Origin of the sequence: Noviherbaspirillum sp., from assembly GCF_035254685.1 — a bacterium.
Taxonomy (GTDB): domain Bacteria; phylum Pseudomonadota; class Gammaproteobacteria; order Burkholderiales; family Burkholderiaceae_D; genus Noviherbaspirillum.
The window spans coordinates 17,725-41,116 of record NZ_DATFAI010000010.1; the positions used below are offsets into that span (position 1 = coordinate 17,725).

The 23,392-nt window shown below is 62.6% G+C and carries 23 protein-coding genes; 2 read left to right on the forward strand and 21 right to left on the reverse strand.

Going from position 1 to position 23,392, the window contains the following annotated elements; translation table 11 throughout:
• Positions 1 to 46: 46 nt before the first annotated feature.
• From VJ698_RS02265 to VJ698_RS02350, 18 genes are all read right to left on the reverse strand, one after another.
• Positions 47 to 958, reverse strand: coding sequence for a COX15/CtaA family protein (locus tag VJ698_RS02265; RefSeq protein WP_324101036.1), 912 nt, complete (start codon positions 956 to 958; stop codon positions 47 to 49).
• A complete protein-coding gene (locus VJ698_RS02270; RefSeq protein ID WP_324101037.1) occupies positions 955 to 2,388 on the reverse strand; it encodes a cbb3-type cytochrome c oxidase subunit I in 1,434 nt (477 codons plus the stop codon). The genes VJ698_RS02265 and VJ698_RS02270 overlap by 4 nt, the downstream gene beginning before the upstream one ends.
• Positions 2,385 to 2,879 carry a hypothetical protein gene (locus VJ698_RS02275; RefSeq protein WP_324101038.1) on the reverse strand — a complete coding sequence of 165 codons (495 nt, stop codon included), beginning with the start codon at positions 2,877 to 2,879 and terminating at the stop codon, positions 2,385 to 2,387. The genes VJ698_RS02270 and VJ698_RS02275 overlap by 4 nt, the downstream gene beginning before the upstream one ends.
• Entirely contained in the window at positions 2,872 to 4,506 is a 1,635-nt protein-coding gene (locus VJ698_RS02280) for a hydrogenase iron-sulfur subunit (RefSeq protein ID WP_324101039.1), read from the reverse strand. The genes VJ698_RS02275 and VJ698_RS02280 overlap by 8 nt, the downstream gene beginning before the upstream one ends.
• A gap of 12 nt (positions 4,507 to 4,518) precedes the next feature.
• Positions 4,519 to 5,331: an SCO family protein gene (locus tag VJ698_RS02285; RefSeq protein WP_324101040.1), complete on the reverse strand. Its 813-nt coding sequence runs from the start codon at positions 5,329 to 5,331 to the stop codon at positions 4,519 to 4,521.
• On the reverse strand, positions 5,319 to 6,185 hold the full coding sequence (gene cyoE / locus VJ698_RS02290; RefSeq protein ID WP_324101042.1) for a heme o synthase: 867 nt from the start codon (positions 6,183 to 6,185) through the stop codon (positions 5,319 to 5,321). Before cyoE ends, VJ698_RS02285 begins: the two co-directional genes overlap by 13 nt.
• Positions 6,186 to 6,254: 69 nt before the next feature.
• Positions 6,255 to 7,958, reverse strand: coding sequence for a cbb3-type cytochrome c oxidase subunit I (locus VJ698_RS02295; protein ID WP_324101043.1), 1,704 nt, complete (start codon positions 7,956 to 7,958; stop codon positions 6,255 to 6,257).
• A gap of 11 nt (positions 7,959 to 7,969) precedes the next feature.
• Positions 7,970 to 8,515, reverse strand: a complete 546-nt coding sequence (locus VJ698_RS02300; RefSeq protein WP_324101044.1) for a cytochrome C oxidase subunit II — start codon at positions 8,513 to 8,515, stop codon at positions 7,970 to 7,972.
• Between the two features lie 10 nt (positions 8,516 to 8,525).
• On the reverse strand, positions 8,526 to 8,702 hold the full coding sequence (locus VJ698_RS02305) for a hypothetical protein (protein ID WP_324101045.1): 177 nt from the start codon (positions 8,700 to 8,702) through the stop codon (positions 8,526 to 8,528).
• A 389-nt stretch (positions 8,703 to 9,091) separates the two neighbouring features.
• Positions 9,092 to 10,639 carry a cytochrome D1 domain-containing protein gene (locus tag VJ698_RS02310; RefSeq protein WP_324101046.1) on the reverse strand — a complete coding sequence of 516 codons (1,548 nt, stop codon included), beginning with the start codon at positions 10,637 to 10,639 and terminating at the stop codon, positions 9,092 to 9,094.
• Between the two features lie 8 nt (positions 10,640 to 10,647).
• Entirely contained in the window at positions 10,648 to 11,850 is a 1,203-nt protein-coding gene (gene nirJ / locus VJ698_RS02315) for a heme d1 biosynthesis radical SAM protein NirJ (protein ID WP_324101047.1), read from the reverse strand.
• Positions 11,851 to 11,873: 23 nt separating this feature from the next.
• Positions 11,874 to 12,359 carry an AsnC family transcriptional regulator gene (locus tag VJ698_RS02320; protein WP_324101048.1) on the reverse strand — a complete coding sequence of 162 codons (486 nt, stop codon included), beginning with the start codon at positions 12,357 to 12,359 and terminating at the stop codon, positions 11,874 to 11,876.
• A gap of 160 nt (positions 12,360 to 12,519) precedes the next feature.
• Complete coding sequence (locus VJ698_RS02325) at positions 12,520 to 12,963, reverse strand: Lrp/AsnC family transcriptional regulator (RefSeq protein WP_324101049.1); 444 nt, start codon at positions 12,961 to 12,963, stop codon at positions 12,520 to 12,522.
• On the reverse strand, positions 12,956 to 13,963 hold the full coding sequence (locus VJ698_RS02330) for an Lrp/AsnC family transcriptional regulator (RefSeq protein ID WP_324101050.1): 1,008 nt from the start codon (positions 13,961 to 13,963) through the stop codon (positions 12,956 to 12,958). Before VJ698_RS02330 ends, VJ698_RS02325 begins: the two co-directional genes overlap by 8 nt.
• Before the next feature lie 6 nt (positions 13,964 to 13,969).
• Positions 13,970 to 15,148 (reverse strand): cytochrome D1 domain-containing protein, encoded by a 1,179-nt coding sequence (locus tag VJ698_RS02335; RefSeq protein ID WP_414691088.1) that lies wholly within the window; start codon positions 15,146 to 15,148, stop codon positions 13,970 to 13,972.
• The gene (locus VJ698_RS02340) at positions 15,138 to 15,545 is read right to left on the reverse strand and encodes a cytochrome c (protein ID WP_324101051.1); all 408 of its coding nucleotides are present in this window, start codon (positions 15,543 to 15,545) and stop codon (positions 15,138 to 15,140) included. Before VJ698_RS02340 ends, VJ698_RS02335 begins: the two co-directional genes overlap by 11 nt.
• A gap of 77 nt (positions 15,546 to 15,622) precedes the next feature.
• Positions 15,623 to 15,943 (reverse strand): c-type cytochrome, encoded by a 321-nt coding sequence (locus VJ698_RS02345; protein WP_414691089.1) that lies wholly within the window; start codon positions 15,941 to 15,943, stop codon positions 15,623 to 15,625.
• A gap of 13 nt (positions 15,944 to 15,956) precedes the next feature.
• Entirely contained in the window at positions 15,957 to 17,672 is a 1,716-nt protein-coding gene (locus VJ698_RS02350) for a cytochrome D1 domain-containing protein (RefSeq protein ID WP_414691090.1), read from the reverse strand.
• A gap of 254 nt (positions 17,673 to 17,926) precedes the next feature.
• Here VJ698_RS02350 and cobA point away from each other — a divergent pair, with 254 nt between their 5' ends.
• Together cobA and VJ698_RS02360 are read left to right on the forward strand one after the other, a co-directional pair.
• On the forward strand, positions 17,927 to 18,757 hold the full coding sequence (gene cobA / locus VJ698_RS02355; protein WP_324101052.1) for a uroporphyrinogen-III C-methyltransferase: 831 nt from the start codon (positions 17,927 to 17,929) through the stop codon (positions 18,755 to 18,757).
• Positions 18,758 to 19,213: 456 nt separating this feature from the next.
• Positions 19,214 to 20,650: a DEAD/DEAH box helicase gene (locus tag VJ698_RS02360; RefSeq protein ID WP_324101196.1), complete on the forward strand. Its 1,437-nt coding sequence runs from the start codon at positions 19,214 to 19,216 to the stop codon at positions 20,648 to 20,650.
• Positions 20,651 to 20,787: 137 nt separating this feature from the next.
• Here VJ698_RS02360 and gluQRS read toward each other — a convergent pair whose 3' ends face one another.
• Genes gluQRS through VJ698_RS02375 form a run of 3 tightly spaced genes read right to left on the reverse strand, consistent with a single transcriptional unit; the run spans position 20,788 to position 23,385 of the window.
• Positions 20,788 to 21,663: a tRNA glutamyl-Q(34) synthetase GluQRS gene (gluQRS, locus tag VJ698_RS02365; RefSeq protein ID WP_324101053.1), complete on the reverse strand. Its 876-nt coding sequence runs from the start codon at positions 21,661 to 21,663 to the stop codon at positions 20,788 to 20,790.
• 36 nt (positions 21,664 to 21,699) lie between these two features.
• Positions 21,700 to 22,962, reverse strand: coding sequence for an ABC transporter ATP-binding protein (locus VJ698_RS02370; RefSeq protein ID WP_324101054.1), 1,263 nt, complete (start codon positions 22,960 to 22,962; stop codon positions 21,700 to 21,702).
• A gap of 42 nt (positions 22,963 to 23,004) precedes the next feature.
• Positions 23,005 to 23,385 (reverse strand): GtrA family protein, encoded by a 381-nt coding sequence (locus tag VJ698_RS02375; RefSeq protein ID WP_324101055.1) that lies wholly within the window; start codon positions 23,383 to 23,385, stop codon positions 23,005 to 23,007.
• Between the last annotated feature and the right edge of the window lie 7 nt (positions 23,386 to 23,392).

Below are 23,392 nucleotides of genomic sequence, written 5' to 3' on the forward strand. Positions count from 1 at the left end.
GCGGCCAGAGCGCGCCACGCAGCGTGCTGGCCTCAGCGCGCCGACCTCAATGCCGGTTCAGCTGGAAATCGACCTCGACCAGCTTGATGAGCATCAGCGTGGCCATGATGTTGTGCAGTACGCCCGCCAACAGGAAGCGCCCCCCGAAGACCATGGCAAGGCCGAGCGCCAACTGGATCAGCAAGAGGGCAAGCAGTGCCGGATAGTTCCTGCGCATGGCGCCGCCGGCATCACGCAGCCGCAGGCAGAGCTGGGCGACCAGTACCAGCAGCAGCGATGCGCTCGCTGCATGCACGGCGCCGAGCCAGTGCGTGGCCTGCAGCAGCGCCGGGCTGGCGCCATACTGGATCGCGAAGGGATTGAGCGCCTTCCACGCCAACGGGCCCGGCCATAGCATGATGTCGCGCGGCGAAGAAAGCGCATCGCAGCTAGTCGCCGCGACCAGGCCGGCGCACCAGCCGCCTATCCAGACCTGGAAGGCCGCGAGCGAGCGTGCCGACCGGCTCAGCGCACTGACGCGGCGTTCCGGCCGCTGCCAGGTTTCGCGCGGCAGGAAAGACAGCCGCAGGCGCCAGAACAGCGCCGCAAGCGCCATGCCTGCCACCACATTGCCGATGACGATCGCCGGCAAGGTGCCGCCGGCGGTATAGCGGCCGAGCACGGCAAGGAACACCGTCAGCACCCACAGCATCACGAGCAAGGCGCGGCGGCTGCGCAGCACGGGCCGGCCATTGAGCACAAAGGCGCTGATCATGATCAGCAGCATGCCGACCGCCGACGCCGCTACGCGATGCATCACGCGCGCCATCATGCTCAGCGTCGCGGGGAAGGCGACGTTGGTGCAACCGTTGTGCTCGATCCGGATGAAGGCGCTGGCTGCCAGCACCAGCAGCATCAGGCAGGCAGCAAAGCCGCACAGGTTGGCGATCAGGCGCGCGTGGCGCGCATCAACGTTCATGCACGCGTGCCTTCGACGCCGGCGCGCATCGCTTTCAGGACCACCACGAGGAAGATGATGCCGCCAATGATGGCGATCAGTCCGCCCAGCCCCATCAGGCCCATGCCGGCGATTTCCTGCGTGCTGCGCAGCACCTGTTCGCTGCCCGCCACCTTGCGCTGCACGCCATAGCCACCGGACCAGACCAGGCCGACGATGTGCAGCAACTGGCCGAAGCCATAGATGTAAGGCTGCCACGCGGCCATGCGCGAGGAGGGCGCCACATACCCGAAGTGCGGCAGCAAGTGATAGGCGAGGCCCATCAGCGCTAGCGTAACGCCGACGATGCAGCCATGGTAATGCGCGGGGATCTTGACGTTGCTGCCGTGGATGAGAAAGCCGATCAGGCCGCCGATGGCAAACAGCGCGAGCGAAGAAACCAGTGCCGCATGCAGCGGCTTCTGCTGCGCGGTCAGCACAGCACCGCGGCGTCCGGCCATGCCGATGACCACCGCCAGCGCCACCGGCAGGATGGGCAGGCCGCCGCCAAAACGCATCAGCCAGGTGAGCAGGTTGCGATGTTCCACCGAGGTGGGATCGTAGGCGAGGTAAATCGGCGGCACCGCAAACACCGAAGCCAGCCCGATCGCGAACAGCAGCAGCGCGACGCGCGGCGTGAGCGGAACGCGCGCACCACAGGCATTGGCCAGCCACAGCCACGCCACCAGCATCATCAGCGTGTAGGTGAACTGGATGACGTGGCCGCTGCCCCAGAACAGCAGCTCGTAATAGCCCTTGGCTTCCACCGTGGCCGGTACCCTGAGCAGGGACCACACCAGCGCGAACAACGCGACCGCGGTTGCAACCGCGGCGGTGTTCAGACCAAAGGACAACGCCGACTGCCCGTCGGGGCGCGTGCCGACCTTGGGCGCAGTCAGCATCGCGCGCAGCGCGAGCAAGGCAATGCCAATGCCGAACACCACCAGCCCGCCGAGGAACAGTGGATCGTCCAGCACGGGGACGTAGTTGCTCATGATCGCGCCGCCGCGCCCGAAGAACGGTGCCAGGCTCATGATCGCTGCACCGGCCGCCGCACCCGTCCAGCCGGCCCAGGCCAGCGGCATGAAGCGTGTGCCGCCGTTGATGCTCCACAGCAGGCCGGCGAAGGACAGGAACCACACCAGCACCGACAGGTCAACGTGCACCACCAGCGCGACGTGGAAGAAATCCGCCACCGGCAGCAGCTTCTGCAGGTAGGGCGTCCGCGATAGCACCAGCAGCACCGACAGGATGCCGGCCACGATCAGGGAAGCCAGCGACAGACTGAGCCAGGCGCGCGCCAGCGAGAGGCGCGCATCGCGCGGCACGGCAATCGAGAAATCGGTGGCGGCGGGTGCGGCCGACAGAGCCGGGCCGGCCGCAGCATGGGAGCTGTGTGTGGTGACGTTCACTTGATGATCACTCCGCCTTGTTGATGGTTGAAGTCGATGACCAGCACTTGCGACGCGCGCAGGTTCACGACTTCTTCGCGCTGATAGGTGAAACCCTTGACCTTGACGGAATCATTGACGCGCACGGCGAGGCGATGCTCCCCGGCCGGTGCGGTGAAGCGGTGGTAGACGGTCGAGGCGCCGTCGTGCGACAGCCCCGAGGGCTGCACCACTTCATGGTACAAGGGCTTGCCGTCGAACTCGATGGCAATGGTGACCGGCGAGCGCTCACGCGGACAATCCTGCAGCGCGCGCATGTTGCGCGAGAGCTTGTTCAGTTCCTCTGCGGTGCGCTGGCGGCACTCGCCAACCAGCTGGCCATTGTGGCTGACGCTCAACCGGATCAGGGCTTCGTTCTTGTCGAGATAGTGATACAGCGGCGCCCTGGAGAAGAAGCCGACTCCCAGCACGAACAGAAGAAAAAATACGGCCTGTCCGATCCATTTAGCCATGGCGCGTCTCCTGGTCTTCCGTGGCAGCGGTTTCCGGCTGCGTGCCCATGTGCTGCAGCTCCTCGCGGAAGGCATCGATCTCCCGACTTAGACGGTGCGTTTCCACTACGCTCGCGGGCGACATCCGCACGCGCCGCATGTCGAAGTTGTTGCGCCGCAGGTGCGGCTCGCGCTCGCCCTCGACACGCTGGCGCGCCCATGCTGGGCCAAGACGGAATTCGCATGCGCCCTCATGACAGCCGGTGAGCAGTACGCCGTCCGCGCCATTGCGCAGCGCGAATTCGATGAACGAAGGCGGCAGCTGTCCCGTGCACAGCAGGCTGACTGCCGCAACACCCTCCCGCGCCAGTCCGCTGACCTGCGCCGCGCAATCGCAGCCGAACACCAAGACCTTGGTCTTGTCGCCATCGAGGCTGCGCAAGGCAGTCTCCAGTTCGGTGCGCAGGGCTTGCACCGAGCGCTGCGGCATGTCGATGCCGGTCACCAGGTGCCCGATGCTGCGGAAAGGCGTCGAGGAGGGGCAGGCGCCGGCGCAGATGCCGCAGGAGGCGCACAGGTCGGAATTGACCACGGCTTCCATCGCAAAGCGCGCGCCGTCGGTACGCGGCTGCATGGTCACCGCCGAGTACGGGCAGTCGCTGACGCAGCGCCCGCAGCCGTTGCAGTTGGGTAAATCGACCACCGCGACCTGCGCGCGCTTGCGCCGGAACACGGCCGGCACCAGGAATAGCAGGACCGTGCCGCCGCCGAGCAATGCCCACACCTGCCCCGGCGTCCACGCATACAGCAGGGGATAGACGGTCAGGTAGAACCAGTCGAGCGAAAGCTCGGCCGGCGCCGTCATCATGTTGGCTGGCGCCGCGCTGATCGCGGGCTCGACGAGCGACAGCACCAGCAGCGCGATCATGGTGCCCCAGCCGAGCGCACGCGGCGGCTTGCTGCGCGCACGGCTGATGCGCTGGATGTGGATCCACATGCCTGCCAGCAGAAGCAGCGGCAGGCCGATGTGCATGAACACCAGCAGCGAGAAGAAGCGGTCGCTGATCGTTTCCGGCGTCAGGAAGTTGCGTACCATGGCACCGCCGAACACTGGCAGCCAGTCGAGCAGTTCCGCTGTGCCGACCGCGATGAACTGCGCGAGCTGGTCCCACACCAGCCAGTAGCCGTTGATGCCGCAGATGATGACCAGCCAGAGGAGCGGGACGCCGCTGACCCAGGAGAACCAGCGGAAATTGGCGAAGTGGCCATGCAGGAACTCGCGCAGCAGGTGTGCCGTCATGGTCACCACGAAGGCGTCCGACGCATAGCGGTGCAGGCTGCGGATGACGCCGCCGAAATACCATTGCCGGGTGATCGCCTCGACGGAGCGGAAGGCGTCCAGCACACCGGTATCGAACACGATGTAGAGGTACATGCCGGTGGCAGCGATGATCCAGTAGAAGAAATAGGACAGCGCGCCGAGGTTGTGCCACGGATTGTGCGTCGTGCCGAACGCGCGGTCGAACAGTCTCTCGACGGATCGCAATGCGCGCAGAGCGGCGGGGAAGGGTGAGATGGCCGGCGATTTTTCCGGTGAAGATGCAGGCTGCGTTGCGGCCGCTGCCTGCTTGATGGGCAAGACATTCAATTCAATGCACTCCTAAGCCTGCTTTCGCTGGCTCCTCCATTCGCTGAAGAGGAGCCACGCGACGCTGCCGAGAATGCTGGCGCCGGCGAGCAGGCCGATGACGACAGCGTAGTTGGTGCGATAACTGCCGGTGTTGCTGTCATACACCGTGCACAACAAACGAACGCGCGCGACCACGCCGGACCATCCGGACGGCACCGGTACGACGCCGTTGTCCATGTCGCGCAAGGTGGAGACGATGGCCTGCGCATTCAGGCCATCGCCGTAGAGCTGACGGAAGATGCGGCCATCACGGTCGACGACGGTCAGCTGAGTGAGATGGTCGAAACCCTTCGGCGTGGGCAGGTAGCTGAAACCGAAGTCGCGCGCGAGCGGCCCGATGGTTCTCATGTCCGGGCTGAGGAATTCCCAGTTGCGCGCGCTGATGCCGCGCTCGCGTGCGAATGCCGCCATGGCCTGCGGCGAATCGAAAGGCACATTGAAACCGATGCTGGCGACGCGGAAGGTGCCGTGGCCCAGCAGGTCCTGCGTGGCGTCGACGGCGCGCGCGATCAGCGCGGTGTCGCTCGGGCAAACCTGGAAACATCCTGTGTAGATGAAGCTGACCAGCAAGGGCTGGCCGCGGTACGACGACAGCCGTACCGGCCTGCCTTCGCGGTCACGCAGGGTGTAGTCACCCGGCGCCGTGCCGACCACGGCCTGGCTGATCCGATACGCTTCTTGCGGATCGAGTTGCGATTGCTCCGCTGCGCCGGCCTGCAGGAACAGGCCGGCCAGCAGCACGCCGCCGGCATGGCGGAAGAATGATGTGCTCAGGCGTTCCATACCGCATCGGCGATGGCGCCGATGATCAAGACAGTCAATTGCAACAACGACGCGTGGAAGTTGACCATCGCGGTCTTGCGCTCCGGCCGCCGCGCCAGCCGCACGCTCTTGTCGATGAAATACGCGCCGCCCGTCAACGCGCCGGCGAGATATGCCGGCCCGGCGCCGAAGCACATCGGCAGGAGCGATGCGGCCACCAGCGCAATCGTGTTGGCGAGCACGACGCGCGAGGCAGCCGGCACGCCGATCACCACCGGCAGCATCGGCACGCGCGCCGCCTGGTAATCGTCGACGCGCGCGATGGCGAGGCTCCAGAAATGTGGCGGCGTCCACAGGAACAGGACGAAGGCCAGCGACAGGGTGAGCGGCTCGGGCTGCGGATTGACTGCCGCGGCGCCGGCCATCACCGCGAAGCTGCCTGCCAGGCCGCCAATCACGATGTTGAGCCAGGTGCGGCGCTTGAGCCAGACGGTATAGACCACGGCATAGAAGAACGCGCCGAGGAACACGTACAGCGCCGAGATCCAGTTCAGCGCCCATGCGGTGACGAGCGTCGATCCGCCGACCATCACGGCGATCAGCCACAGCCATTGCGGGCCATGCCTGAGCGCGCCGGTGAGGAAGGGCCGGTTGCGCGTGCGTTCCATCTTGATGTCGATATCGCGCTCCACGTACTGGTTGAACGCACCGGCCGCCGCGGCCGAGAGCAGCACTGCAACACCGATCAGGGCCGCTTTCCATGCCGGTGCGTGCGCACCGGGCGCCATCGCATACCCGGTGAGCGCCGTCAGGGCGATCACCACGCCGATGCGCAGCTTGAAGACGTTGAGAATTTGTTTGGCGAGGTTGCTCATGTCGGATGTTCTCTGAGTGAATCAAGAGAGGGACCGGGTTCCCCCGCGAGGGAACCCGTTCTGCAACCGCTAGCTCATGCCCCAGAGCTGGGACAGGTACTTCCAGTTGATGAAGTAATACAGCACGAAGGCAACCAGGAACACCATGGCAAACACGAAGGTGCCGGGCGCAGCAAAGCCGGCGACGCCGATGTTGCCGTGGCCATGCGAGGTGACCACCGGCGGCACGAGCTGCGTCGGCTTGTTGTGCTCGGCGCCGCCTTCAAGCTGCTTGCCGAAGAAGATGGATCCCACCGTAATCACGATGTACGCGATGCCGCCGATGACTGCCGCAACGCCGCTGATGCCCACCAGCGACATCAGCAGGTAGGCGCTGCCCGGGAACTCATAGGGCAACGCCGTGCCGGCGAAGGACATGTCCCAGTGGCGGCGCGGCACACCGAGCGTACCGGCACCCATCATCACCAGCGTGAACACGCTCATGCCGATGCCGAACAGATAGGGCTGCCACTTGGCCAGTGTCGGCAGGATCAGCTCGCGCTTGAACAGTGCCGGGATCAGGAAGTAGGTCAGCGCCATGAATGCCAGCGTGGTGCCGACGACGACGGTTGCATGGAAGTGGCCTGGCACGTAGATCGTGTTGTGGATGATGATGTTGAGCTGCTCGGTACCCATCATCACGCCGGAGATGCCGCCGAGGAAACCGAAGCCGACCAGCGAGATGAACATGCCGGAGAATACCGGATTGCCCCAGGGCGCCTTGCGGATCCACTCGAACAGGCCCTTGTTGAAGCCCTTCTCGCGTTGCGCCACTTCGATCGCGCCGGGAATGGTCAGGCCGTGCACCATCGAAGCGAGCACCGCGAGGTACATCGCATAGCTGGTGTTGAAGATCTTCCATTCGGAGGAGACACCCGGATCGACCAGGATGTGGTGCGCACTGGCCAGCTGCAGGAAGAAGATGTACAGCAGGAAGGCCGAACGCGATACGCGCTCCGACATCGGTTTGGCGCCGAACACGATGGCAGCAATGGCGTACCACACCGAGATGTGCGCCGCGACATTGATCTGCTGCGACGAGTGGCCAAATGCCCACCAGATCACGCGGTACATCAGCGGGTCGATGCTCTTGATGTAGCCGATCACCCACATGTAGGTCGGGATCAGGATGATCGCGCCGGAGGCAATCGTGAAGATGGCGATGATCGCTGCCGTCATGGCGCCGAAGGTCACCAGCGGGATCGATCCCTGGTAAGTCTTCTCTGCCTTGGCCACGACCAGCGTGCCGAAGAACACGAAGCAGCCGATCAGCGCGCCGACGGCGAACAGGATCAGCCCGAGGTAGAACGCCGGGGCGCCCTGCATCGGCACGTAGGACGTCATCATCACGCTCGAATTGCCCTGGAAGATCGCCACATTGGTGGTGATGCCGCCGATGACCATCAGCGCGAACGCCGCCCACGCGATGTTGGGCGTGGCGATGCGCGATCGCAGCAGGGTCGATGAGCAGAAGTACAGCACTGCGATCTCGAAGAAGATGATCCAGAACACCAGCATGTCGAGGCCGTGTGCGGTGAGCACCATGTAGAACTTGTCGGCCGCCAGCAGGTGGACGGCCGGCCAGCGGGTCAGCACAACCAGCAGCGCGAGCACGCCGCCGAGCGCGAGGAACAGCACGGCGGCCACTGCGTTGGCCTTCATCAGATTTTCGGCGGACTTGTGGAACTGCAGCCCTGTGCGCGGACAGGTGCGGAAGGTTTCTTGATTAGCCATGGGCGGTCCTCTTACTTGTTCACCACATAGAGCCGGTTGACCATCGTGTGATGGCCAATGCCGCAGTACTCGTTACAGACGATGGAATACTGGCCCGCCAGGTTTGGCGTCACTGTCACCACCATCTCGTAGCCGGGGATGACCTGCAGGTTGATGTTTTCCGGCTGCAGCGAGAAGCCGTGCATGTAATCCATCGCCGACAGATGCAGGCGATAGCTCTTGCCCTGTTCCAGTTCGAGGATCGGCCACCATGCCCACAGGCGTGCCACCAGGTAGACGTCGCTACCCGCCGGCGGATGCACCACGGGAATCTTCTGGTCGCTTTCGGTGCGCACCGTGTACTTGTCGACCATCGCCTGCGCCTTCTTGCTGTAGATCTCGGGCGTGGTGCGATAGGCTTCGTTGGAAAGGTTCTGTTTGCCGTAGACGTGCCAGAACGGCATCATGAAGAACATGAACAGGCACCAGATGAAGGCAATGCCGATCCAGGTGCCTTCGACGCGGTCGATAGGCTGCTTCCACCACAGTCTCCTGGTGGGCGGGTGTATCGCGCTCATGGAAGTCTCCTTATTTTCCCATCGGGATGGTCACGATTTCCATGACACCCCAGATGATGTAGAACACCGTCGGAACGGTGACGCCAATGAACAGCAGCAGAAACGGGTTATCGAGAATCTGCTGCATGGCGGGTACGCGTTCTTCCGCGTCGTCCTCGATATGCAAGTCAGGATTTGCTGACATCATTTCCTCCCTGAAGCCGGTGGCCCGGCATGCGTTGAATAATTCGAATAATTTTTTTCACTCCCGGCATGTGGATGCCGGCCTGATATGGATCAGGAACGTCGGATCTGGCAACTTGGAAGTTACGTCAGGAGGGTTTTAAAAAAACATGATACGTATCAAGAAAAAAGAAAAAGCTCGTTGGCCAAACGCTCAACAAAAAACCACGTTTGATGTATGGAAATGCGCTCTTGTGCAGTGCCGGATCGAGGCAAAAGACAGCGGCAGCGCCGTGCGGAAAGAGGAATGCATGTGCAGGTATGCAGCGGATTGCTGCAATGCGAAGACCATGCAGTGCTGTATGCTTGTATGAAGATATAGGCTGCGCAGGCGGCGGACGCCTGCGCAGTTGTTTAGTGACTGGTGCCTTCCGAGCGCGTGATCTTGTTGTAGACGTTGTACTTGCCCGAGGGCTTCTTCATCGGTAGGCGCTTTACTTCCTTCAGCGTCTTTGCGTCATACACGACGAGCGCGCCGTCATCGTCCCACACGCTGACCAGCGCATACCGGCCGTCCCGCGTGAACTCGGTGTGCGCCGCGATCTTGCCGGGACTCGGCTGCACCTGCCCGACGACTTCCAGCTTCTGCTTGTCGATGATCTGGATGACGTCGTGATGCTCTTTGCTGTTGAAGGCATCGACCCACGCATACGGCGTGTTCTCATGGCTGCGCATGAAGAAGCCCGGGCCGAGGGTCTTGATGTGCTTGATGGTCTGCCAGGTCTTCATGTCGACCACGGTCACCACGCCTTCCTTCAGGTTCGGGCTCGCCAGCACGGTGCGGCCCTGGTACTGCCAGCTGATTCCCGAGCCGAGATGCGGCATGCCGGGCAGGTCGATGCTCGCGATCTTGCGCCGCACGTTCAGGTTGACCACCTGCCCGCGCCCTTCGCGCGAGGCGCCGATCATGTCGTCGTAATGCGCGTCGAAGAAGAAGTCGTCGAGGTAGTCATCGAGCTCGATGCGGCGTGGCGCAAACGGGCCCGGCGTGGCCAGCCCCTCCGCCATCTTGTAGTCGTGCACGAAGCCTTCGAATACCGGTTCCGCATGCTCGTCATAACTCAGCTCCCACACTTCTGGAATGTCCTTCATCGCCGCCACGAAGCTCTTGCGTGGCGCCGCGTCGTACACCGCCGACACACGCGAACTCTTGCCGCTGCGGCTCTTCACATCGAACATGCGGATCGGCGACAGGTCTTTCGTGTCCAGTATCACGAGCGTATGGGGCAGGTAGTTCGCCACGATCGCATAGCGGCCATCGCTCGATACCGCCATGTTGCGCGCATTGATGCCGGCACGCACTTCCGCCACCAGCGTCAGGTTCCAGATGTCGTACTTCGCGATCCAGCCGTCACGCGAGCAGAAATAGACATAGCGTCCGTCCGGCGAAAACTTCGGGCCGCCGTGCAGTGCAAAGCGAGTCGGGAAACGCGTGATCGGCTCGAACCTGTCGCCATCGAGGATGGTGGCGTGATGGTCGCCAAGCTCGACCACCACGAACAGGTTGAGCGGATCGGCCTTGAACACCGGCTTGTCGGGCAGGCTGTCCGGTGCATGGTACTGGATGCGCGACGCGCGGATCGCATCGATGCTCCAGTCCGGCGTGACCGGCGGCGGCGTGTAGATGTAATCCACGAGCTGCTTGATATCGTCCGCACTCAGCTTGTCGGCAAAGGGCGGCATCTGCGTTGCGATGCGCCCGTTTGTGACGGTCTTGACCGCATCGGGCTTGCGCAGCCGGTCGAGGTTGCCGGGCAGGAGGGCAGGGGCAATCAGGCCCAGCCGGTCCGGCCCGTGACAGCTCGCGCAATGTGTTTGAAACAGCGCCGGGGCGTCGGCTGCACCAGTTGCACCAGCAAGCTGTGCCATGCCGGCCGCCGCGATCGAGATCGCGGTTTTCATCAGTCGCCTCATGCTGCCCCCGTTGCGCGGATCTTGACGTACGGTTTCAGCGGCACGCGTTCGCGCGGCGCGTCCAGGCCGATTTCCTCGTCTCTCAGGTAGCAGGCCGGATCTTCTTCCCACGGATCGCCGGTCAGCTGCAATGCGCGGATGCGCGTGTTGCCGCCGCAGATGTCGAGGTAGTTGCATGCAGCGCAGCGGCCCTTGACCGGACGCGGGCTGGATTTCAGTCCGGTCATCAGCGGGTCGGAGGTGTCGCGCCAGATGTCGGAGAACTTGCGCTCGCGCACATTGCCGAGATTGTGCTGCCACCACATCGTGTCCGGATGCACATTGCCGAGGTTGTCGATATTCGCCACGTTCACGCCGGACGCATTGCCGCCCCACTGCGCGAGCTTCGCGCGGAGATGAGCTTCACGCTCCGGCATGTGCTGCCGCACCCAGTGCAGCAGGTACACGCCATCCGCATCATTGTTGCCCGTGACGAATTCCTTCTCGATGCCGTTCTGCACGTTCTCCCAGCAGGTATCGAACAGCAGGTCCATCGCATTGCGCGTGGTCTGCAGGAAGGCATCATGCCCGCGGTTCTTGTTGCCGCGCCCCGCGTAGTTGAGGTGCGACAGATAGAATTTGTCGATGCCCTCGTCGTCGACCAGCTGCAACAGCGCAGGCAGGTCATGCGCATTGTCCTGCGTCAGCGTGAAGCGCACGCCAGCGCGGATGCCGACGCCACGGCACAGGCGCACGCCATGCAGCGACGCATCGAACGCACCGTCCTTGCGGCGGAAGATGTCATGCGTCTCGTGCATGCCATCCAGGCTGATGCCGACATAATCGAAGCCGGCAGCGGCAATCTGTTCGATGTTGCCGGTATTGATCAGCGTGCCGTTGGTCGACAGACCGACATAGAACCCCATCTTCTTCGCATGCCGCGCCACCTCGAAGATGTCGCCGCGCAGCAGCGGCTCGCCGCCCGACAGGATCAGCACCGGCACGCCGAAGGCGCGCAGGTCGTCCATCACCGTATAGACCTCGTCCGTGCTCAGCTCGCCGGCGAAATCCTTGTCGGCGGAGATCGAATAGCAATGCTTGCAGGTCAGGTTGCAGCGCCGGATCAGGTTCCAGATCACGACCGGCCCCGGCGGATTGCGTTTCGGCCCGAGCGGCGTCGGATGGGCGAGTTCATGCATGTACTGGCTGATACGAAACATGATGTTTTCCTTGGTGTTTTCCTTCATCCGGCCAGCCTGAGGCCGGTTTTCTTGAGAATCCTTGTGCTGAATAGCACGTCATGACTGCGCACGTGCGCGCCGAGCACCTCCTTGATCTGCGCGATCTGCCCGGTGACCTCCTCGCGACTGTGCCCATGCACCATCGCGAACAGGTTGTACGGCCACTCCGGCAGATGGCGCGGACGCCGATAGCAATGCGTGACGAATTCCAGCTTGCCCACACGTTGGCCGAGTTCATCGACGACGTCGTCCGGCACATCCCACACAGTCATCCCGTTCGCCCGGTAACCGATCGCGTAATGGTTAGGCACCACCCCAATGCGCCGGATCACCCCCGTCTCCTGCATGCGCCGCACCCGCGCCATTACCTCATCCGCATCCAGCTTCAACTGCTCCGCAATCGCATGGTACGACCGCTCCACTAACGGCAATCCCTGCTGGGTCGCGATGATAATGGCGCGGTCTGTAGCGTCGATGACAGATTTCATTTGCATGCGTCGTTTAGGGATGTCCACGGAAAACACGAAAAACACGGAAAGGAATTTTTCAATCCAAACCCACGTTTCCTCGGTGCCATGCGCACATTCACCTGAAAAATAGTTTCCGTGTTTTTCGTGTTTTCCGTGGACATAGGTTTTTATAGGTCAATCACACCTTCAACTTCATCTCGACAAAATACTCTCGCGACTTCGGGAAGTTGAATACCTTGCAGCCGGTGTCGCGTTCGATACGTGCAATCACTCCCTCGATTTCGTCCGGCGTTTCCGTGGCAATCACGAACCACATGTTCAGTTCGTGCGTGCGGGCGTAGTTGTGCGCGACCTGCGGCAGCGCATTCACGCATTGTGCGACCTGCTCGTAGCGGTCTTCGGGGGCGTGCAGCGCGGCCAGTGTGAAGGCGCCGCCCATGCGTTCGATCTGGAACAGTGGGCCGACGCGGGTCAGCACGCCGCGTTCGAGCAGCTGCGACAGGCGATCGATCAGCTCCTTCTCGCTGATGCCGATGTGCCGCGCCGCTTCGAGGTAAGGCCGCTCGCACACTGGCAGGCCACCCTGCAACTGGTTGATGATGGCGCGGTCGATGTCATCCATGGACAGCCTCGCGCAGGGGAGCGTAGCGCGCGCCATGCTGCTTGAAACGGCGGCGGCTGAACAGCAAGGCATGCGGATAGGCGGCGAGGCCGCAGGCGTCGATCAGCGCGGCAACGCTGGCTTCGACTTCCGCACGATCCTTGCCATGCACCATGCAGAACAGGTTGTAATGCCATTCGGGCAACTGCCGCTGGCGGCGATAGCAGAGCGTGACCTTGCCGGTGGCTGCGATACACCTGCCGAATTCACTGGCGATACCGTCCGGCAGGTCCCAGACCGCCATCGCGTTGGCGGTATAGCCGAGCTCGTGATGGCGCACGACGACGCCGAAGCGCTTGATCACGCCTTCATCGAGCCAGCGCGCAATGGTGGCGATTGCTACTTTCTCGGGCATGCCGAGCTGTGCAAAGGGGTGTGCGACCAGCGGCAGGCCGTCCTGCAAGGCGGCGATCAGTTGGCGATCCGGTGCGCTCAATGGCGCATGACACGGGCGCCGGGCGGGCCTGCATGCGTTGATGCCTCCGCCTTGTGCAGCCAGGTCGAAGCCAAGATCGATGTGATAGTCCTCCAGCATCGGCAATACCAGCATGCTGCCGCACGTACTTGCGGATTCGATGTCTTCCAGCACGCCACGCAACAGTTCTGCCGACGGCGCGGTCGCGACGAACCAGAGGTTGAAGTGATGCTCACGTTCGTAATTGTGATTGACCTCGGGATGGCCATTGATGATTGTCGCGACCTCTTCCACCCGGGCGGTGGGCACCGCGAGCGCCGCCAGCGTGCTCACGCCGATGACGTTCGGCCGGAACACCGCGCCCACGCGGCTGATCATGCCGCGCTGCTGCAATCGCTGCAGTGTGCCGATGACCGTCTGTTCATCCGTGTCCAGCTGCGTGGCCAATGCAGCGAACGGCCGCGGCAGCAAGGGGAAGCCGCGCTGGTAGGCATTCAGCAGCGTGAATTCCAGTGTGCTCAGCGATGCGGAGGAGTTGGCGCTCATGGCAATCTACAGTCCCGTGCGGCCTGCGCGCGAGGTAAAGAAAATGCCGCTTGGTGCGGTCGCCGGCAATACCTTGCGTTGCTCGAACGTCGCGGTGTCGTACACCACCACCCGGTTGTCGTCTCGTGCCGATATCCACACGGCTTCGCCGCGCGGCGTGAATTCCATGTGCAACACGGTCTTGCCGGGTTCCAGCCGCTTCACCACGTTGCGCGTCTCCACGTCGATCACCTCGACATGGCTGTTGTTTGGGAAGGCGAAGTTCACCCACACTTGCCTGCCGTCCGGCCGCGCCATTACGAACACCGGCTGCCCGGAGACGGGAATGCGCGCTGCTTCGCGCCAGGTTTCCATGTCGAGCACCAGCACCTCATGCCGCCCGACTGCCGGCAGGTAGGCGTACCTTCCCGCCACCGCCCACCCGCGCAGGTGTGGCATCTTGTAGACCGGTAGCTTCTCCTGGCCCTTGCCGTAGCCGTCGAGCACGCGGCGCAGGCCCTTGTCCGGATGCCACAGGTCGAGCAGCGCCATGCCGTCCTCGCCGAACAGGCCGGCGATGTAATAGCGTCCATCCGGCGTGATCATGCCGTCGTACGGCTCACGGCCGGCGTTCCTGAATTTGTCGATGCGCGGATGACGCGGGTCGCTGAAATCGCCGACCCAGATTTCGCCCGCTTCGAACAGGCTCCACACGAAACGCTTGCCCGGCGCATCGGCCAGCCCGACGACCTTTGCGCGCTGCCCCTGCGTGCCGTAGGTGGCCGGCACATCGGCCAGCAGTTCGAGCGTATCGGCATTGAACACCTTCACGCCGCCCGGCGTGTAATTCTGTGCTGCGATCAGCGTGCCGTCCTGCGAGATCGCACCGCCAATGCTGTTGCCGGCCTGGACGACGCGCCGCGCGATCACGCCCTTGAGCAGGTCCACTTTCGAGAGGCCGCCATCGCGGCCGAATACATAGGCATAGCGTGCATCGCGCGAATACACCACCGATGCATGCGACAGGTCACCCAGTCCCTGCACCGATGCGATCGGTACGCGCTGCGTGGTGTCGACGATCTGCACGCTGCCGGTGGTCCGCTCGATCACGACGCCGAGATCACCGGTGCCACGCAAGGCCGGTGTGGCGCAGCCTGCGAGCGCAGCGGCTAGGGCTGCTGCGATAAATGTGATGCTAGCGCGCACTCGGAAATCCTTTCTGTAACTGGTGCACGATCCACTCCGCTTCCGTCTCGGTCAGGAACGGCTTCCATGGCGGCATCGGCGTGCCGGGACGTCCTTGCAGGATGGTCGCCTTGAGCGACTCCACCGGCTTGTCGCCGAGCGTCTCGGGAAGCAGGGCAGGGCCGAGGCCGCCTTTGAGCGTGAGACCATGGCAGGAACCACAGTCCTGGCGTACCAGGTTGATCAATTCGCTGCGCCGTACGGGGGCAGGATCGGGAGAATAAGAGACAGCATCTGCTGCGAAGATGGGCTGGAAGAGGGTTGATGCCAGTGCGAACAACAGCACCTTGACGGCGATCCGGGTGCAGGGAGGGCCGTGCATGGTCCTGTCGACCGGTGTGCCGCAAATCTGGTTCATACCTGTTCCTCTTGTCCGTTCTGGGCATGCGGGATGCGCTCGCGCGCAACCCGCATGTCCGGTCAGCCAGTCATCGCTTACTTGAGCGACAGCACCCAATCGACCAGGGTCTTGATGTCAGCATCGCTGACCCTCGGGCCGTTCGGCGGCATCGGGATCGCGCCCCATGTGCCGCTGCCGCCTTCCTTCACCTTCTTCAGCAGCATCGCTTCCGCGCCCTTGTTGCCGGCATACTTCTTGGCGACATCCTTGAATGCGGGGCCGACCACTTTCTTGTCCACCGAATGGCAGGCAAGGCAGCCGTCCTTCTGTGCGAGCGCGGTGGCGTCCGCCGCGTGTGCGGCGCCACCCAGGAACATTGCTGCGGTAGTGCCGATGACTGCGATGAATCCTTTCATCCTTTTTCTCCTATTAATAAACATCATGCTGTGTGTTGTTGACATTGAATTTGCCGGTCGGCGTGATCAGGCGGGGATCCTTGATCACTGCCTTCAGCTTGCGGGTCTTGTCATCGACCACGACAATCGCTGACTGCTTGTCCTTGGCATTCCATACCGAGAACCAGACTTCATCGCCGGCCTTGTTGTACTCCGGCTGAACGACACGCTTGGCGCCCTCGCCGAGATCAGCCCAGTCGGCGATCGGCAGGACTTCAAAGCCTTTGTCGAGATTGTTGATGTCATACACGGCCACTGACTGGCTGATCTTCGCGTCCGGATTCAGCGGCGTGTCCACCCACAGGTTGTGTGACTTCGGATGCGTCTTGATGAACAGCGAGCCGCCGCCCTGGCCCTTGATCGATGCCACCACCTTCCAGGCCTGTGCCTTGTGCTTCACCGGATCGGTGCCGATCAGCGAGATCGATTCGTCACCAAGGTGGCTGGTTGCCCACACCGGGCCGAACTTCGGATGGATGAAGTTGGCGCCGCGTCCCGGATGCGGTGTCTTGCCCACATCGACCAGCGCCGCGAGCTTGTCTTCCTTGGTGTCGACCACGGCAATCTTGTTCGACGCGTTGGCAGCCACGAGGAAGTAGCGGCCGGTTGAATCGAAGCCGCCGTCATGCAGGAACTTCGCCGCATCCAGCGTCGTCATCTTCAGGTTGTTCAGATCCTGGTAGTTCACCAGCATGATCTTGCCGGTTTCCTTGGCATTGATCACGAACTCCGGCCTGTAATGCGAGGCAACGATGGAAGCGACGCGCGGTTCCGGATGGTATTCGTTGTCGACCGTCATGCCGCGCGTGGACACGATCTTCAGCGGCTTGAGCGTCTCGCCTTCCATCATTACGAACTGCGGCGGCCAGTAGGAGCCTGCCACGGCATACTTGTCTTCAAAGCCCTTGTACTTCGAGGTTTCCACCGAACGCGCTTCAAGGCCGATCTTGATTTCGGCGACGTTGTCCGGCTTGTCCATCCAGAGGTCGATCAGATTGATGCGCGCGTCGCGGCCGATCACGTACAGATAACGGCCTGAAGCGGACAGGCGCGAGATGTGCACCGCGTAGCCGGTCTTGACGATGTTGATGATCTTCTTGGTGTCGCCATCGATCAGCGCCACCTGGCCGGCATCGCGCAGCGTCGTGGAGAAGATGTTGTTGATGTTGTAGCTGTTCATCTTCTTCTTCGGCCGCTGCGCCACCGGCACGATTTCCTTCCAGGTCGCCTGCATGTCCTTCAGGCTGTATTCTGGCGGCGTCGGCGGCTCCTGCTGCACGTAGCGCGCCATCAGGTCGACCTGCTTCTCGGTCAGGTCGCCGGAAGTCTGCCAGTTCGGCATGCCCGCGGGCGAGCCGTAGGCGATGAACACCTTCAGGTAATCCGTGCCCTTGGCCAGCGTGATGTCCGGCGTCAGCGGCTTGCCCGTTGCGCCCTTGCGCAGCACGCCATGGCAACCGGCGCAGCGCTCGAAATAGATCTGCTTGGCCTGCTCGAACTCCGCCTTGGTCATCGGCGGCGCCTTCGGGTTGATATTCTGGTGCATCTCTTCGGTCGCCATTGGCGAACCGCCTGCCTGGTACTTCAGCTCTGCGCCTTCATGGGGCTGCTTTTCCTGCGCATGCACGACTGCGACAGCCAGCGGCAACGCTGCCAGCAGTGCCGCGATGGGGCGAACGATCGGCTTCATTTTTTGCTCCTTGACGAGAATGATGAGGACTGCGATTGCTTCGACTAAAACCGGGCACCGGACGGTTTGATCGCGGAAAACAGATTAACCGTCGTTTTGCGAGATGGTCGTAGAGTGCCGTGACAGATTTGGTATTTCCTTAACTCACATCAATTTTTTTCAGAGTACTGCAAGATAGATTGAGAACCGCTGAAAGCACGACAAAGAACACGACAAGCGCGCCAGACAAAATTCAGGTAGCAAGGGACCTCATCATGAGCAAATCGCCACCCATCCTGCAGCGCTTCGACCCGGCCGGCGAGCGACGGCGCGTCGGCAGGGTATTTCTCGTCGGCGCCGGACCCGGCGATCCGGAACTGTTGACCTTGCGCGCTGCGAGGCTGCTGGCACAGGCCGATGCGGTGGTGTACGACCACCTCGTGGGCAGCGGCATCCTGGAGCTCGTGCGCAAGGGCGCGGAACTGGTGTATGCGGGCAAGGAGAAATGCAGGCACACGCTGCCGCAGGACGAGATCAATGCGCTGATTGTGCGGCTGGCGCGGCAGGGCAAGCAGGTGGTGCGGCTGAAAGGCGGCGATCCGTTCATCTTCGGCCGAGGCGGCGAAGAGGCCGAGACGCTGGCGGAGGAAGGCATCGACTTCGAGATCGTTCCCGGCATCACGGCCGCCAGCGGCGTCTCCTGCTACGCCGGCATTCCGCTCACCCATCGCGATTACGCGCAATCCTGCGTGTTCGCCACCGGCCATCTCAAGGACGACAGCCTCAACCTCGACTGGGACAACCTCGCACGCCCGCGCCAGACCGTTGTGATTTACATGGGGCTCGGCGCGCTACCCGAAATCAGCCGCCAGCTCATCGCGCACGGCCGCATGCCCGACGTGCCCGCAGCGGTGGTCGAGCAGGGAACGACCCACAGCCAGCGCGTCGTTACCGGCACGCTGGCCAGCATTCCCGAGCGCGTCGCCGAACAGGCCCTGAAATCACCTTGCCTCATCATCATCGGCGAAGTCGTCGCCCTGCAGCAGAAACTGCAATGGTTCGACGCAGGAGCGCAGGAGGCACCCAAGCGTGCAGTGAGCGCGTAGTCGGGCTTGTCGAGCGCCGGAGGAAATTTCGGGGCAATAATTTTGTCCACGGAAAACACAGAAAACACGGAAGATTTTCTTGCACTTCTTTCCGTGTTTTCTGTGTTTTCCGTGGACATCAATCATTCCCGTTGCGACCCTCCTCAAGAGATGGCATCAACTACACGCCAATTTGTCATGAAATGTTGCGAAAAACACATCCAAGGTCATGGATGAATTCCAGATTTCTCGTCTTTTAGAGGGGATTGCCCTGCAATTTTCCGGATCATTGCTGGTCTGATCAGAACTTGTCGTGTGCCGGGTTGCCCATGGCACAGCCTGGAGCCGGGCCGGCAAAGACGCCGCCTGAAATACGCAGGCGTATAATGGAAGGTTGTTTTACCCGAGCGGCATTTCTGGACGGAAGTTCGCCGCCGCCCTTACTTCACGGCCTCTCGCAGGCCCACCGAAAAGATGATGTCAGACACCCTGTTAGCACCCACGCAACCTGCCGCGCCTGCGGTCCGCTTCGAAGACTTCGGACTCTCGCCCGACATCTTGCGCGCGCTCGCCGACCAAGGTTATGTCCACCCGACGCCGATCCAGGCCGAGGCCATTCCCATCGTGCTGCAAGGCCGCGATGTGATGGGCGCCGCCCAGACCGGCACCGGCAAGACAGCCGGCTTTTCCTTGCCGATCATCCAGCTGCTGCTGGCGCATGCCAGCGCCAGCGCATCGCCCGCGCGCCACCCGGTGCGCGCCCTGATCCTGACGCCGACACGCGAACTGGCGGACCAGGTCGCGGAGAACGTGAAAAACTACTCGCGCCACACGCCGCTGCGCTCCACGGTGGTTTTCGGCGGTGTCGACATGGCGCCGCAGACCGCCGCGTTGCGCGCCGGCGTCGAGATCCTGATCGCCACGCCGGGCCGCCTGCTCGACCACGTCCAGCAGAAGACGCTGAACCTGTCGCAGACGCAGATCCTGGTGATGGACGAGGCCGACCGCATGCTCGACATGGGCTTCCTGCCCGACCTGCAGCGCATCATCAACCTGCTGCCGGCGCAGCGCCAGAACCTGATGTTCTCGGCCACCTTCTCACCCGAGATCAAGAAACTCGCCAACAGCTTCCTCAAGAACCCGGTGACCATCGAAGTGGCGCGCAGCAACGCTACCGCCGACAACGTCACCCAGGTGCTCTACAAGGTCGAGGAGGAAGCCAAGCGCGACGCGGTGGCGCACATCATCCGCGAGCGCAACCTGAAGCAGGTGATCGTCTTCTCCAACACCAAGATCGGCGCCTCGCGCCTGTCGCGCCATCTGGAAAAGGAAGGCGTCAAGGCTGCCGCGATCCACGGCGACAAGACGCAAGCCGAACGCATGGCCGCGCTCGACGCCTTCAAGCAAGGCTCGATCGAAGTACTGGTCGCCACCGATGTCGCCGCGCGCGGCCTCGACATTGCCGAGCTGCCCTGTGTGATCAACTTCGATTTGCCGTACAACGCGGAAGATTACGTGCACCGCATCGGCCGTACCGGCCGTGCCGGCGCATCGGGCGACGCGATCTCGCTCTTTACCGACAAGGATGCGCGCTCGCTGGCCGATATCGAAAAACTCATCAAGCACCACATTGCGCGCGTCGAGCTGAGCGGCTTCACGCCGCGCTCGACCGAGCGCCGCCACCGTTACGAAGGCGCAGAAGAACGCGCTCCGTCGAGCAGCCGCGGATCGCAATACGGCTCCCGCAGCGCCTACGCCCCACGCAAGGAAAAGGTCGACCCCTGGTTCCTGAAACCGTACGAACCGTCGGCGGCAGCGACCGAAGCGGACAAGCGCGAAGACGAAAAGGCGCCACAGGTGAAGCCGCAGAAAGCCAAGGTTGCGGCGCTGCTGGGTGGACTGCCGAAGCGCTGATCAGGCTTGATGGGTGCTCAGAGAAAAACCTGGGTGTCCACGGAAAGCACGGAAGATTTCTTTGATTTCTTTCCGTGTTTTCAGTGTTTTCAGTGGACAAAAAATTCCCATGCCGTCGATGTCCCGCTCCGTTTGATTCAAGGGTTTATCAGGAAGCGCGCCGCCCAGGCTGCTGTCGCTTGCTGCCAGAAATCTTCCGTTGAGACTGCCCCAGTGACTGGTAACTTCAGGAAGCGCGTGGCGGCAATCAACTCCTCCAGCGGCCGCGCTAGGTCAAGCGCGCGTGCCCCGGTCTGCTTCGAGAGTTTTTCGCCGATGTCGTTCGTCACCACAGGCACATGCAGGTAGGACGGCGTCGGCGCACCGAGCAGGCGTTGCAGGTAGATCTGGCGCGGTGTTGAATCGAGCAGGTCAGCGCCGCGCACGACGTGCGTCACGCCCTGGTCGGCATCGTCCACTACGACTGCCAGCTGATAGGCCCAGAAGCCGTCCGCGCGCCGGAGCACGAAGTCGCCCACCTCGGTCGCCAGGTTCTGCGTGATCTTTCCCACCCAGCGATCCTCGAAGCTGATGCAGGCATTCGCGATATCCGGCACACGCAGGCGGTAAGCCCGCGCCGTCTTCCCCGGCGCGAGTCCGGCGCGGCATGTTCCCGGATAGACCGCCGCGCCATCGCTGGCGATGCCGATGCGCGAATCCGTGATCTCGCGCCGTGTGCAGCCGCAGGGATAGACATGGTCATCGAGCCGTTCGAATGCAGCCTGGTACAAATCCTTGCGCCGGCTTTGCCATACGATTTCGCCGTCCCATTGCATCCCGAAGAGTCGCAGGCACTGCAGAATCTCCTCCGCCGCGCCCGGCACTGTGCGCGCTTCGTCGATGTCCTCGATGCGCACCAGCCACTTCCCGTGATGCGCGCGCGCGTCGAGGAAGCTGGCAAGGGCCGCGACCAGCGAGCCCTTGTGCAGCGGGCCGGTCGGGGAGGGGGCGAAGCGTCCGATGTAGTGCGTCATGGTTGATCGTGAAGCTGCGCGGGGCCGGTGTGTGGGTCAGGTGCCTGCGGTGGCGGGCCGTTGCAGGCAGGCGCCTTCCCCGCGCTGGATCTCGATGGAAGGATCGAGCCAGGTGCAGCCGGCGAATTCTTCGTGGCTCAGGTTCATGACGCTGAACACAAGCGCCAGGTCGCGCCACTCGTAATTGTTCACCAGGTGCGTCTCGCTGCTGGAGAGGCTGGTCGCAATGGAATAGCTGCCCGGGCCGAGGTTCATGGGAAAAGCAAAGGAATAGACCAGCTCCTCACCCGGCTGCACGTTTTCCAGCGGCAGGTCCTTGAGTGCTGTATTGGTGCCATACATTGGCTGCCCGAGGCGGTCCTTGATCATGTAACCCAGCACCAGTTTCGGTATCGGCGCCGTCACCTTCACCTTGATGCGCAAGGTGGTCGCGCTGCCGACATCCACGGCTTCCACACGCTCGCCCTGTCCGTCGAACAGCGCAATGTCCGTGACGATCGCCTCGCCTGAGCCGGACACGGTCTGGATCTTTCCGTGCGCGACTTCTTCCTGCCGTACCGTCTGGTTTTCGCGCTCCGCCAGCATCGCGTTGTAGAAGTCCATGATGGCTTCCGGATCGCCTTCCTTCGCCAGCCGCCCGCCATCGAGCAGGATGGCGCGGTCGCACACCGACTGGATCGCGGTCTTGTCGTGCGACACGATCAGCAGCGTGGTCCCGGAATCGCGCAATTGGCGGATGCGATCAAAACTCTTGTGCTGGAAGTAGGCGTCGCCCACCGACAAGGCCTCGTCCACAATCAGGATGTCGGGCCGCCGCGCGGTCGCGACACTGAATGCGAGGCGCATCTGCATCCCGCTCGAGTACACCCGCACCGGCTGATCGATGTATTCGCCGATTTCGGCGAAGGCCTCGATCTGCGGCATGAGTTCGGTGATTTCTTCCGTGCCCAGGCCGATGAGCTGCCCCGACATGTACGCATTCTGCCGCCCGGTGAAGTCCGGATGAAAACCCATCCCGAGCTCCAGCAGCGCGGCGAGGCGCCCGCTGGTAGCGACGCTTCCGGTGGTGGGCTGCGCGGTGCCGGTGATCAGCTTGAGCAGCGTGCTCTTGCCGGCGCCGTTGATGCCGATGATGCCGACCGCTTCGCCTGGCTGAATGTGGAAATTGATGTCCTGCAGCACCCACTTGAGCTGGTGCCGCGGTTTCGCGCCCGGCAGCATCCACTCAGCGAGGCGCGACCAGTGATTCGGGTACTGCTTGTAGGCTTTCCCGAGCTTGCTGACGTGTATGGTGCCCATCAGGTTTTTTCCATGGAGTCGGCGTTCTTCAATGCCGCCAGATCATCCCGCATGGCGAATCTTGAATACGTAATATTTGTTCATCAAAAATGCAGACACGACGTAGACCGCGCCGGCCACCACCTGGCTTACGCCTTCGTGTACGCCAAGCTGATGGATCAGGACGAGCAGCGCGACGAAATTCAGCCCGTAGGCGATGGCGAACACGACCAGGAAGCGCATGAATTCCGTGCGCCTGCCTTGCGTGCTGTTGAATGTGTAATTCCGGTTCAACACGTACGACACCATCAGGCCGACCGCATAGCCTGCGATATTGCTTGCCTCCGGCGACATCCCGAGCAGATACATGCAGCCGAAGATGATGCCGTACCCGACGATCGTGTTGGCAACGCCGACAATGATATAGCGAATGAACTGTCCCATGCGCGAT